The organism is Agaribacterium sp. ZY112 (assembly GCF_041346925.1).
In the GTDB taxonomy this organism is placed as follows: domain Bacteria; phylum Pseudomonadota; class Gammaproteobacteria; order Pseudomonadales; family Cellvibrionaceae; genus Agaribacterium.
This window is the reverse complement of sequence record NZ_CP166840.1, coordinates 852675-865319: the sequence shown is the minus strand read 5'-3', so window position 1 is coordinate 865319 and position 12645 is coordinate 852675. Positions and strand designations below refer to the sequence as shown.

Here is a 12645-nt window from a genome sequence, read left to right as displayed (position 1 = left end):
CTACACAAATTGACGGACGCGGGTAGTCTAGGCCACCCGACAAAGTTGGCAGCATTATACAAGAAGGAAGCGGTGTGGCAGAACAAAGCGCAACGAAGCACACAGAAAAATACGAGTTTCAGCACCTACCTGACGAGTTTTTGCCAAACCTGTGTCAGCCTGGTTCGGTATTAAGCCTGATACTTGTTGGCGAGTTGCTAGCCTTAGCGCTGGCCTTGGACGATTCTGGCTTGCGCGGCTTCAGTTGGATGAACTTTGCGTTGCAGAGCTTTTTGATTCAGTGGATCTTGCTAACAACGGCAGCAACCCTGTGTATGTTACGCAACAGATTAAATGCCTTGGGTGCCGCAAAGGCGCTGGGGATCAGCTTTGTTTTAGTACTTGTCTATACCTGTTTATTTACCATGGCAGGCCTTGCTGTTTTGTTACAAGACCCAATCGATCTTTATGCTGTGCTTGGCAATATGGGTATCGCTGCTATCTTTGCTGGTGTGTTGTTACGCTATCTCTATTTGCAGCAACGGCTTAAACAGCAGCAGCAAGCTGAACAAGAGGCGCGTATTCAAGCTCTGCAGTCTCGTATTCGGCCGCACTTCCTTTTTAATAGTTTAAACAGTATTGCTAGCTTAATTGCCATACGCCCCGAAGAGGCCGAAAAGCTCGTGGTCGATTTAGCGCAGTTGTTTAGAGCTAGCTTAAAGTTGCCTAAGTTAACGGATATGCAGGATGAATTGGTGCTGAGTCGCAGCTTTTGTAACATTGAAAAAGTGCGCTTGGGGCGTCGCTTGCAGCTAAACTGGCACATAGGAGATCTACCAAAGGGTGCCCAAATACTGAACCTTCTTATTCAGCCTTTAATAGAAAATGCGATCTATCACGGTATTCAGCCCTTGCCTAGCGGGGGGGAAGTCGACATCGATATTAACGAAAAAGATGGTTATATTATTTTAAAAATCACTAACCCAGTCTTGCCTGAATACCAGCGCAGTAAGTTAGATCAAGATCGTGGTAATGGCATAGCCTTGGCAAATATTCGCAGCCGTTTGGCCGCTTTTTATGGTGACAAAGCCTACTTAAGAGTTGTGAAAGGGCAGACGGATTTTACTGTTTTAGTTCGTTATCCTGCAGATAAACAAGGTGTTGAGTAAACATATGCGTATAGTCATAGTGGATGATGAAGAACTAGCTAGATTACGCTTACAGCGTTTAGTTAGTGAAATTGAGGGCTGTGAACTGGTCGGTGAAGCTGAAAATGGTGAACAAGCACTGGCATCTATTGATGAACTAGAGCCCGATTTGATCTTTCTCGATGTGCGTATGCCGGGTATGGATGGCATGGAAGTGGCCGCCAAATTGGCAGAATACCAAGAGCCGCCAGCCGTGGTCTTTTGCACGGCCTATGATGAATACGCACTAGAAGCTTTTAATACCCTAGCTCAAGGGTATATCGTTAAACCCGTACAAAAAAATCAGCTTGAGCAGGTAATTGCAAAAAGCCGTCGTCTTACTCGTCCTCAAACGGCCAGCTCCGGCAATGCTGAACAAGCTGGACGGCGTCACATATCTGCTAAAACACGCAAAGGGGTCGAGCTCATTCCAATTGAGTCTGTACGCTGTTTTGTGGCCGACCAAAAATACGTCACGGTTATTCACGGCGGTGGCGAAACGCTCATCGATGAAACCTTAAAAGAATTGGAGCAAGAATTTAGCCCAGACTTTATTCGGGTGCATCGCAATGCACTGGTCGCTATCAATAAGATTGAAGGCCTACAGAGAGAAAATAGTGGCCAACAAGTATTGCGTCTACAAGAGAGTGATTACAAGCCGCAAGTGAGCCGACGCCATTTATCTACTGTGCGTACCTTGCTTGAGCGTTTATAAGCCTTACTCCCGCCTAGCCTGCTTTGTTATGATTGCTTTTTAAAAGCGGCTGCAACCGCTGTTGAGCATTACCTAATCGAATTGGCAGACTTCCTATGGCAATAGCCCCTATAAAAGAATTACGTATCGCTACACGCAAAAGCGCCTTAGCCCTATGGCAGGCCGAATTTGTAAAAGCTGAATTAGAGCGATTTCATCCAAGCCTTAAGGTTGTATTGGTGCCAATGACATCCAAGGGCGACAAAATTCTTGATGTGCCCTTGGCCAAGGTGGGTGGAAAAGGCCTATTTGTAAAAGAGCTCGAAAGCGCCATGCTAGCTGGCGAAGCTGATATTGCTGTGCACTCTATGAAAGATGTACCAATGGAGTTTCCAGAGGGGCTTTGTTTAGGGCCTATATGTGAGCGTGAAGATCCGCGTGATGCCTTTGTCAGTAATCGTTACCAAGAATTGGCCGACTTGCCAGCAGGCGCAGTAGTGGGGACTTCAAGTCTGCGTCGCCAGGCGCAATTACTTGCTTTACGACCAGATCTAGAAATTACGTTTTTGCGCGGAAACGTAAATACCCGTTTAGCAAAACTCGATGCCGGTGAATACGAGGCTATTATTCTTGCCGCAGCAGGTTTAAAGCGTTTGCAGTTTGCAGATCGAATTGCCAGTTATTTAAGTGCTGAAATGTGCCTGCCTGCTGGTGGTCAAGGTGCGGTTGGAATTGAATTACGTAGTGGCGATAGCGCAACGGCAGAGCTGCTTGCGCCTTTGCATCACGCCGATACGGCAGATCGAGTGATAGCCGAGCGCGCATTAAACCGCCGTTTAGAAGGGGGTTGTCAGGTGCCCATCGGTTGTTATGCCGAATTAGCTGATGGCCAGCTCAGTATGCGAGCATTAGTAGCAGAGCCAAATGGCGCAGAAATTATTCGTGCAGAAGCTACGGCTCCTCGTGCTGAGGCCGAAGCCTTAGGCATTAAGTTGGCCGAGTCACTATTGGAACAAGGCGCGGGGCGCATTCTTAGCGCCGTGTATTCACAAGCCGGTGAGTAACTCTGTGAAGGGCGCGGTCACACGCATATTGGCGACACGCCCTGCAGCGCATAATAAAAGCTGGGCACAAGGCTTAAGTGATTTAGGTTACAAGGTGTGCCGTGTTCCTTTATTAAGTATCGAGCCCTTAAGCTTGCAGCAAGAACCAAGCATTCGTGCGGCGATGGCCGACTTAGATCATTACGAGTATCTGATCTTTGTTAGCATGAACGCGGTTAAAGCGATGTTTGATGTTGTTGATTTATGGTGGCCAGAGCTGCCAGTGCGACAGCGTTATTTGGCCGTTGGTGCTGCGACTGAACGCAGTTTAAAACAACAGCTAATGAACTATGGTGTGGCCGCTGAAGTCTTATGTCATTCAGAAATGAACTCCGAAGGCCTATTGGCTTTAGCCGAGCTACAAGCGGTTGAGCATAAAAAAATACTGATATGCCGTGGTCGCGGTGGCCGACCTCTGTTGGCGCAAGTACTTGAAGAGCGCGGAGCACAAGTAGATTATTGTGAACTATATGAGCGAGCGGTGCCGCAAGAACTCAAGCAACAACTGAGTGAGTACCAGCCGACAAAAGACGATATATTGCCAGTATTTAGTGGCGAAGCTCTAAACAACTTCAGCGAGTTAGAAACATGTCGTGATATACATGTGCTCGTGCCCAGTGAGAGAGTCAAGCAGCAGGCTCTCACTTTAGGTTTTACACAAATAAGTGTTGCAGAAAATGCGAGTGAAGCGTCGATGTTAGACGCTATTCAAAAAGCGACCAGTAATTAAATGAGTTAAAACGCATGACAAGTGAAAAAGAGCCGCTTGGTGAACTGATTGATGCCGATGAGGCAGCAGCAGATAAAGATACAAAGCCGAAAAAAGAAGCCGAGCCAGAAAAAACAGTGCTAGAAGATAAGCGTTCATCGGCGTCGGCTAAAAACGGCTCCGGCTCTTTCTTAAAGCGCAGCATGGTGTTGCTGCTCGTAGTCGCTTTATTGCTGCCATCTATATTGGCCGGTTATGGTTTTTATTGGCTTTGGCAAAAAACGGAAGCCGAAAAGCTAACACACTTGGATCAGAATAGTTCAGTCTCGAGTGCCTTGTCATCAACGCAGCAACAGTTTAATGAACTCAATAAGCGCTTAGCCCAGCTCGATAAAAAATACCAAACAAGCCAAGCAGCCAATCAACAAGTAACAGGCGAGCTGCTTGATCTTAAGGAGCGTATAGCTCACCAGAAAAAACGCTTATTAGCCATGTCGACCACATCACGTGAAGATTGGTTGCTAGCGGAGGCTGCCTATTTATTGCGCCTTGCCAACCAGCGAGTGTTAATAGAGCGGCGTTCAGATAATGCCATTGCTCTTTTACAAGAAGCTGATGCCATATTACGAGAATTCAATGACCCAGACCTATTTGAATTAAGAGCAGCAATTGGTGAAGATTTAGTCGCGCTAAAGTTGGCCAAGAAAGTCGATGTCGAAGGTGTTTATATCGAGCTTAGGGCTTTGGCTCACAATATAATCAATTTACCTTTAGTGCCAGAAAGCTATGAGTTTGAAGCATCGCCAAACGCTGAAAATACACTGAGTACAGAAGACAGCGGTATAGAGCAAAAGCTTGAAAGCAGCTTTTCTAATTTTCTTGGCAGCTTAAAAAACTACGTACGAATCATTGATCATGAAGATCAGCCTAAAGCTTTATTGCCTGCCGATTCGACAGCGTATTTACAGCTTAACTTAAGGTTGTTGATTGAACAGGCGCAATTGGCCTTATTACGCGAGCAAACCGATGTTTATAAAAGCAGTTTGTCAGAAGCAAGAAACTGGGTAGAGCAGTATTTTCCTTATAGCCCCGAGCGCGACCAATATCGCGAAGCGCTAACGCGTTTACTTAAGTTAAATGTAAAACAAGAGCTGCCGAATATCAGCCGCTCTTTAAAGATGCTTAATAGTTACATAGCAGAATTACATGGTTTAGCTGAGTTAAAAATAAATGGCCAAAATCAGGCTCAAAGCCCCCAAGCTGAAGCCGAATTAATACAGCCTCCCACCGAGGCTGCTGTGCCTTTTCAGCCAAAGACGGGGCCCAATAGTGCTTTAACAAGCAAGCCTGAAGCGGAGAAAGCGCTGTGAAACGGTTAAGCTTTATTATCGCTCTGATTTTTGTCTTTGCTGGTGGTGTGCTACTACTGGAGCTTATTCAGCGCGATTCGGGTTATGTGTTAATTAGCCTCTTTGGTATAAGCCTAGAAATGAGCTTTTGGTTTGCGTTGTTTGCTGTGCTTTGTATTCTCCTTGGCGCTTATGTATTAATACGTTCTATCAAATTATTGTTGGCCACCGTTTTAGGCAGTACACGTTGGTATAGCGGTTTGCGTAGTAACAAAATAGAACAACACTATCGTCAGGGCTTGTTAAACTTTGTTGTGGGCAACTTTGGTGAAGCTCAGCGCTGTTTAAATAGGGTTAGCCAAAAAAATAACCTGCCAGTGGTACGCACTTTGGTTCAGGCTAAAAGCCTTAATGAGTGTGGCAAAATCGACGAAGCACTGGCTTTGTTAATTGATGCCGAGCTTAAGTACCCAGATGATCAGCGCTGGTTATTGGCGGTGCGTTTAAACCTACTTATTTCTCTTAAACGCTATGATGAAGCGGAAGCACTGTCTGAGCGTTTAAAGCTGCTAGCGCCTCACGATGCTACGGTACTGCGCCAGCGTATTTTGCTCTTGCGTGAATTAAACCGCGTGGAAGAATCTACCGAGCTATTGCCTCGCTTAAGTAAAACCAAGTTACTAACAGAGCAAGAATTGCTGCAAGAATATTGTTTAAATGCGCAAGCGCTTTTGCAGCAAGAACTTGATGCACAGAAGCTTCAAGCGTTTTGGAATACAGTGCCTAAAGCTTTAAAACGTCATTACGCCTTACAACTAAGCTATGCCAAATTACTGTTAAAGATTGAAGATACTAAAAACCTTAAAGCATTGATCGAGCGAGAATTAAACCAGAACTATCACGAAGAGATGATAGAGATCTATGCCAAACTTCCTATTGATGATGCCAGTAGCCAGCTGAAACAAGCCGAGCGTTGGTTAAAGCGTTATAACGAGCAGCCAATGCTGTTATTTGTATTAGCTGTATTGGCAATGAAAAATCAATTATGGGGTAATGCTCGTACTTATTTAGAAAAAACGCTGGCCTTAAAACCAAGCGCCGAAGCGATGAGTTTGTTAGCACTGGTATCTGAAAAATGTGGTGACAAAGAAGAGAGCTACGAACTGTATAAAAAAGCCGCCAATTTGCTCGTGTAGTGACTACTAGCTAGGCACTGCCCAGTACGTTTGGCTGGCTGTAAAGCATGGCCAATATATTGGTTTGATAAATGCGCTGGTTTAACAAGCACACTTATTTATGCCAATAACCAGCCCATTCTCGCAGATCATCTGTATTGTCGAATGAGGCTGTTACGGGTACATAAGCAATACGGTTTTTAGGGTCGACTTCAAAGCTTTGAATATCGGTGATCTGCCCGCCAATAAGCTTCGCTTCACATCCCCAGTCATGTTGCTTACACCACTTAAGAAAACACTGCTGTGTATTTTCATTCATCCTAGAGATTTTCATCGCTGACTCTCTTTGTTAGCCTGTGAGCAATAACATAAACATGTAAACCACTATGTTTTAGTTAGACCATAGCGATAAAAACAAGTTGCTAATTGCTCTACAAAGACAGAGAGTTAACTTAAGACGCCAAGCCACATAGTTAACGTAAGGCTTTAAGGGGGTAATTGTTAGGAGGGAAGTAACTAAGCCTGTTATAAACCTTAGTTAAAAGTGGTGCGTGGCAAGCTATGCCTTACCACGCATCGTTAAAATAATAGCTTAACTATTATTTAATCCAGCTTGGTACAAAACCAAAACGTTCTTTAAGTTGTGCTTCGTAAAGTGACTCTGGGCTTACTTTCTGCCCGTGTGACTCTTTAAGTTCTAGCTCACTATTATTGAATTGAGCCTGTGCGCCGTGCCAGCCGATAACACTTGGCAACAACCAACGACCGTATTTAGAATCGCCGTTACGCCACCAATCCCAGTACACACCGTCATGCTGGCCTTTATCAAAGAAATTCCAAAATATAAGATCTTCCATATGATTAGGCTGTGAAGACTGGCTACCACCAAAACCACTTACGCCACTAAAGCCACCTTCGGCGCGATCAAACAAAGTTGCGCGAGGGAAGCTGGCATGAGTATCAAACGAAGTGCCTTGTGGCCAACTAACGCGGTGGAAAACATTTCCACTGGCATAATTACTTACACCAAAACCATGATGCTGACCACGTGCGCCAATGCTTTTAGAGTTGCTTACTAAAATGCTTGAGGCATTTTGTAAATTAAGTGACGAATGGCCACGATTACCTGAATCAACATAGCCATCCACCGTGATAGAGTGAGATGAAACAATCGTTACTGTCGCATTCCAGTCTTTAAAGTGCACATTGCTAAGCCAAGAGTTGTGATAGTTACCAATACGCATGGCTGTCCAGCCACCGTCGTGAATAATGTTTTTATGGTGAACAAAATTGTCTTTCCAATTGCCCTCAAAGCGTAGGTCTTCAAAACCTAAACTGTGTGCCAAGCTGGTTTTTCTTACTTCCCAATTGTACTGGCTATTAATATCTGTATAGAGAGGGGTTTTTAAATAGATCTTGTTGCCAGAAACACGTTCGATTTTATGCAGCTCACGTGAGAATTGCCCCTGCTTAAATTTACTCCACTCATTTTCAATCTGAAAAGGGCTTAAGGCTGAATTAGCAGCACGGCTATCATTTAAGTTCAGATAGATATGATCGCCAGCATTTAACTTGCTACTATCACTCACCTGAATAATAAGATCGCCCAACTTAGCATTTTTGCTTATTTTAGCAACGCTGTTGCCGGTGCTGCCTGAGTTAGTACCCTTGGCAACGATCATGGCAGGGGTCGTCCATTTTTTAGATGGAGTTGTCGAGTTTAAATGCTCACGGAAAAATAATACTGAGCCGTTAGCACCAGAGCCTTCGCCACGTAAAATAAGTTTAGAGCCCGTGATACTAAGCAGGCTTGAAGTAATGCCCTTACGCTCGCTAACTAGGTATCGCCCGCGTGGGAAAAAGACAATGGCGCCATCTTTTTTACTTGCAGCATTAATCGTTTGCTGAATCGCATGTAGATCATCGCCGTTGTCGTTAGCGACGGCACCATAGTCTTTAACATTAAATACTTGCCACGATGGTTTAGGGATGGCCGTATTAGCATTGTCATAACCGGCGTAAGCAAAGTTTGGTAAAGGCAGGTTCTTACCTTCTTTTTTCGCAGACAGGTAAGCCTTCCATACTGGGGTATCATTATTTGTTGGTGGTGTTGGCTGCACGCTAGGTTGCGCATCACAGCGTTCAGAGCCACACATACACACACTTTGATTCGAAGCACTATTTTTACAATCGTTCGCTAAAGGCCAAGTGACTCGACATTGGTTTGTGCTATTGCACTGATCAATAACCGCAGGTGGCGTTAAAGGCCCTGTTCGCTTTAGCTCAAGCCAATTTAAATTAAAACCGGCCGTTTCTACTTTAATACGCAGCTTATAGTTATTCGCATTTAGCTCACCCACACTAGCGCGGATGTCTTGCCAATTTTGCCAGCCTCCGGTGTTGGCTGTACTTACTAACGCTCTTTGCTTGCCATTAATAAGAACACTAATAGAGCCAGAGCCACTTGGTGAAGCGGTGCGTAAGTGGATGTCGTAAGTACCGCCATCAACAACTTGAAGATCATATTCAAGCCATTCACCTGCCGCTGTCCAACCGATGTTATAACCACCGCCACTGTCGCTTGTTGTTTGAATATCAACGGCGCTATCGCGGTACTGGCCGCCAGAGTTATGGCTGGTGGTATCACTAAAACGAGCAAAGTCTTCTGCCTGAATTAAACCGGGAGCCTGATGCTTACCCGATGGCAGTGCCGGTGTTGGGCTGGGGCTTGGCTTAGTAGGAATAAGCTCATTACAGGCGCTAGTGCCACACATACATACGCTCTGTGAGGAACTGCTGTTTTTACAGTCACTCGCAAGCGAGCCAAAGTGAGCTCGACACTGAGAAGTATAATTACACTGATCGCCACTTAAAGGCAGGGTGCCTGAATCTATTTGTGCCAACAGTATTGAACTAAACGTTAGCAATAAAAGGGCGCTAAAGCCCCGCAGAGTAAGACTCATAGTAAGCTCCGTAAGAGGTTGAACTTAGGGTTATTTGCATCGCTATGAAGCGTGTTGAATAAATTCCTAAAACAAGGGCAACAACTTTGCATCATACGAGTGAGCGATGGGCGCATTATCCGTATCTTCTGCAAGGTTAAGCCGAACCATGTCTCAGAGTGTGTGGCTGTTATGGCAAGGAGGAGAACTAAGTCTCATGAGAATAGCCAAAGTGGGGGCTTGGAGTACCTTTGGCTGTGGGCGTTTAGGCTGTGTGTAACTCAAGCTTCGCTAACATAGCCCTAGCAAGCGGCTCACTCGAGGCATATAAAACCCCTTTATGCCCCATGTAGGTTGAATCACTGCGGTTGAGTTCAAGCGGCTGACCGTTGATATCACTCACCCAGCCACCGGCTTCTTTAATAATGCAGCTGCTTGCGGCAAAGTCCCAAAGGCTGCCTCCACCTTCGCTTGTTTTTATTTGTTTTATATAACAAGCAGGTCGGCTGCTTAAAAGAGCGCAGGCATTTTTTACTGCGCCATTGCCATAGATCTCATTGATTCCCTCTAGATTCAGCTCGATAGCAAGCTGATTTAATGCCGAGCGTGTTTTGTGGTAACTCGCTTCGCTTTTAAAACTCAGATCGGCAAACACAGACAGCGTTTTTAAGCTTTTTTCTATAACGGAGCCAATGCTAAAGGCCTGTTTATTAATATAAGTGCCCAAGCCTTTAATGGCATGTATCAACTCTTGCTTACTTGGATCGTAAACCACGCCGATTAAAGCCTCACCAGCCCTAGAGACAAGCGCAATAGATACCGCATAACCCGGCTTATTTTGAATAAAAGGCAGGCTTCCATCTAGCGGGTCTATGCACCAGAAATAATCTTGAGTGAAACGATTGGTTTCTTGCTGTAGGTGGGTATCACTACTTTCTTCAGATAATAGAGCAAGGCCATAGTGCTTGCAGCTCGCCTCTAATATCGAGCGAATAAGTTGGTCACAGCAACGGTCGACTTCCGTTACCACCTGCGAGGCAAGGCTGCTGCCTGAATCTTTGTGTTCGATCTTAAGCTGTGATCTATCAAAGTGAGAAATATAATCACCAGCGGCCTTAGCTGCCGTAATGGCGGTGTCACACAGCTTTAAGAGTTGTATTTGAGTTAATGGGGTATTTAAAGGCTGCTGATTCATGCACTACATACTTAAGAGTTTATTAACGGTTTAAAGAAGCCGCTTGATCACTTGTTGGCATAAACGCTCACTATAGCCATTTAGCTTCCAGTGACCAGGGCTCCAACCAGCTAAAAAGCGATAAAAGTCGGCACAAGCAACATCGTAAAGCGCACGCCATTCTTGTTCTAAGTGCTCGCTATTTATATCCGCGTTACTCTGTTTAACCGCGTTGCTTAATATAAGGAAATAATAATCGAGCAGTTCTTTTTCTTGGCGCTCGCATTCTTCTTCACTTAAACAGCTACCTAAAAAATAAGCGAGATCTTGCACACCACACCCACCGCCAACGTATTGGAAATCGACGGCGGCGACGGTACTACTTGTATTGTCACTGTCTTTGGGCATAAAGCAGAAGTTAGCGATTTTAGCATCACCGTGAATAAGGGTTTGGTAGGGGCAGTCTCGTAGGGCTTTATCAATTAAAGGTGCGGCTTTTACCAGTTGTTTATCTTCTGTTGCCTTGAGCTCATCGGGGCGAGTTGCAAGGTGCCAGTAGCTGCCAGTAAGCCACAAGCCCTTAGGCACTTCTTGTAAGAAGCGCGCATGAAAATGAGCAAGCCAGCTTAGGCAAGCGTAGAGTTCTTGTGTTGTAGCGGTTTGCCTTAGTTCACTAAAACCGGCCTCGGCTAAATCACTTAATAGCAAGTAAGTTTCGTTTTCATCTTGCTCAAGAGCAAGACAGCTGGGAGTAGGGCAGAATACATCGCAGCGCTGAGCATAGTGCTGATACCAATAGCTCTCCACTTGATACGACTTTAACTTACGCTGATGAGAAAGCTGCGTATTCCAACCGCGTGGATGCTCGGCGCTATCGGGCAATTTTATGTGCTTAACAATCACTGACTTATGGCTGCCGCCTTGCAAACCTACACGTAATATCTGCCCATAACCACTCCACAGTGATTGCAGCTTTTCTATTGCGCATATATCGCGAGCTTTTGTTGCTCTGAGAATAAAATCGGTATTAATACTAAGCATGCTGAGGCCTGTTAATTAGCTCTCGTAGATGATTTAGAGCCTTGTTTAGATTATATGCTGAAGTGGATAAGTACTCATTCAGTTTCTCTATAAAAATGAAAGCGTTATGCTAGTGGAATATAAGAACCTAGCCCTGCTAAACGATGAATAATATTTTGCTCGAAGCGTGGAGTTATAAAGCCTCACAAGATTCACTCAGTACGATAGTCGCTGACGGCTGCCGAGATCTTATTGTTAAGAAAAACCGAGATGGCAGCAGCCATTTTTTTGTTTCCCCCTTAGTTTTAGCTACATATGAAATAAGCATAAAAGAGGGAACGAGCTTTCAAGGGCTTAGATTAGCACCTGGAGTGTCTATTAATGAGCAGGCGCTTGAGAAACTGCTTTATAACCCTGCTGATAAGCTAAGTAGCGGTTTAGTTGAAGACTTTTGCGTATTAAAACCATCGGTTTCTGAGGCACTGGCTGGCCTTCGCTCAGATTTAAACAGCATTGAGTTGGTTTCAAAAAATTTAGGTGTCTCGCTTAGAACCTTACAGCGCCATATCAAACTAGAAACGGGAGTCGCTCCTAGTGTTTGGCGCTCGTTGGCGAGGGCTAGGCGTTGCGCTCGTCTACTTTTAAAAGAGCCTTGCCTAACAAGTGCGGCATTATCATCGGGCTATGCGGATCAATCACATATGAGCAGAGAGATGCAGCGTTGGTTTAGCTGCACACCCTCGGCCCTTAAAAGTGGTTGTTTAAAGGAAGAAATCTTGTCTTCGGGCTTTGATTAAACACCAAAGCAGATATGCCTTAAATATGGACTGAGCAGCTCACTTAGTCTTTTTCCATAATAGCGATAGCATCAACCTCAAATAACATTCCGTCGATAGCTAAGCGCGGAACGGGCACCAGTGTTTGTGCTGGTAAATGCTCACCAAAAGCAGATACGAGTTCCTTGGTCATTGTTTCAAGCATCGATTGATCGTAGTTCACAACATAGGTTGTGAGTTTGCTAACGTTATTGGGTGATGTGTTTATAGCTTCTAATGCAGTAAAGAGATTCTTGTATGCTTGTCTTACTTGTTTGGCAAAGTCATTTTCGAGCTTGCCTTCTGAATCTTCCCCTCCTTGGCCTGCAATATAGGCAACTTTATTTGCTATTACTACGTGGCTATAACCATAGGGGGCGGGGTCATATAGTTTAGTGGGGTTAACGATTTGTGTCAGTGGTTTAGGTACTTCTTCTGTTAAGCAGTTTTCTGAAATAGTCATGAGCAGTAATATACTTATCAATATGGGAGTGTTTA

The 12645-nt window shown here is 44.8% G+C and carries 12 protein-coding genes; 7 read left to right on the top strand and 5 right to left on the bottom strand.

The window, feature by feature from the left end; genetic code table 11:
- Positions 1 to 74 precede the first annotated feature (74 nt).
- The 6 genes from AB1S55_RS03745 (at position 75) to AB1S55_RS03720 (ending at position 6217) form a co-directional block, all read left to right on the top strand.
- The gene (locus tag AB1S55_RS03745) at positions 75 to 1148 is read left to right on the top strand and encodes a sensor histidine kinase (RefSeq protein ID WP_370980452.1); all 1074 of its coding nucleotides are present in this window, start codon (positions 75 to 77) and stop codon (positions 1146 to 1148) included.
- A 4-nt stretch (positions 1149 to 1152) separates the two neighbouring features.
- Complete coding sequence (locus AB1S55_RS03740) at positions 1153 to 1881, top strand: LytR/AlgR family response regulator transcription factor (RefSeq protein ID WP_370980451.1); 729 nt, start codon at positions 1153 to 1155, stop codon at positions 1879 to 1881.
- A 95-nt stretch (positions 1882 to 1976) separates the two neighbouring features.
- Positions 1977 to 2924, top strand: coding sequence for a hydroxymethylbilane synthase (gene hemC / locus AB1S55_RS03735; protein WP_370980450.1), 948 nt, complete (start codon positions 1977 to 1979; stop codon positions 2922 to 2924).
- A 4-nt stretch (positions 2925 to 2928) separates the two neighbouring features.
- The gene (locus AB1S55_RS03730; RefSeq protein WP_370980449.1) at positions 2929 to 3693 is read left to right on the top strand and encodes a uroporphyrinogen-III synthase; all 765 of its coding nucleotides are present in this window, start codon (positions 2929 to 2931) and stop codon (positions 3691 to 3693) included.
- A gap of 14 nt (positions 3694 to 3707) precedes the next feature.
- Entirely contained in the window at positions 3708 to 5042 is a 1335-nt protein-coding gene (locus AB1S55_RS03725) for a uroporphyrinogen-III C-methyltransferase (RefSeq protein ID WP_370980448.1), read from the top strand.
- Positions 5039 to 6217 carry a heme biosynthesis HemY N-terminal domain-containing protein gene (locus AB1S55_RS03720; RefSeq protein ID WP_370980447.1) on the top strand — a complete coding sequence of 393 codons (1179 nt, stop codon included), beginning with the start codon at positions 5039 to 5041 and terminating at the stop codon, positions 6215 to 6217. Before AB1S55_RS03725 ends, AB1S55_RS03720 begins: the two co-directional genes overlap by 4 nt.
- 94 nt (positions 6218 to 6311) lie before the next feature.
- Here AB1S55_RS03720 and AB1S55_RS03715 read toward each other — a convergent pair whose 3' ends face one another.
- From AB1S55_RS03715 to AB1S55_RS03700, 4 genes are all read right to left on the bottom strand, one after another.
- Positions 6312 to 6530, bottom strand: a complete 219-nt coding sequence (locus AB1S55_RS03715) for a hypothetical protein (protein ID WP_370980446.1) — start codon at positions 6528 to 6530, stop codon at positions 6312 to 6314.
- 265 nt (positions 6531 to 6795) lie between these two features.
- Positions 6796 to 9159 carry a DUF4955 domain-containing protein gene (locus AB1S55_RS03710; protein WP_370980445.1) on the bottom strand — a complete coding sequence of 788 codons (2364 nt, stop codon included), beginning with the start codon at positions 9157 to 9159 and terminating at the stop codon, positions 6796 to 6798.
- A 244-nt stretch (positions 9160 to 9403) separates the two neighbouring features.
- Complete coding sequence (locus AB1S55_RS03705) at positions 9404 to 10333, bottom strand: inositol monophosphatase (protein ID WP_370980444.1); 930 nt, start codon at positions 10331 to 10333, stop codon at positions 9404 to 9406.
- 30 nt (positions 10334 to 10363) lie between these two features.
- Positions 10364 to 11353 carry an oxidoreductase family protein gene (locus AB1S55_RS03700; RefSeq protein WP_370980443.1) on the bottom strand — a complete coding sequence of 330 codons (990 nt, stop codon included), beginning with the start codon at positions 11351 to 11353 and terminating at the stop codon, positions 10364 to 10366.
- Between the two features lie 143 nt (positions 11354 to 11496).
- Here AB1S55_RS03700 and AB1S55_RS03695 point away from each other — a divergent pair, with 143 nt between their 5' ends.
- Positions 11497 to 12129, top strand: a complete 633-nt coding sequence (locus tag AB1S55_RS03695) for a helix-turn-helix domain-containing protein (RefSeq protein WP_370980442.1) — start codon at positions 11497 to 11499, stop codon at positions 12127 to 12129.
- Between the two features lie 43 nt (positions 12130 to 12172).
- Here the strand turns inward: AB1S55_RS03695 and AB1S55_RS03690 are convergent, their stop codons facing one another.
- Positions 12173 to 12610 (bottom strand): RidA family protein, encoded by a 438-nt coding sequence (locus AB1S55_RS03690; RefSeq protein ID WP_370980441.1) that lies wholly within the window; start codon positions 12608 to 12610, stop codon positions 12173 to 12175.
- Positions 12611 to 12645 lie beyond the last annotated feature (35 nt).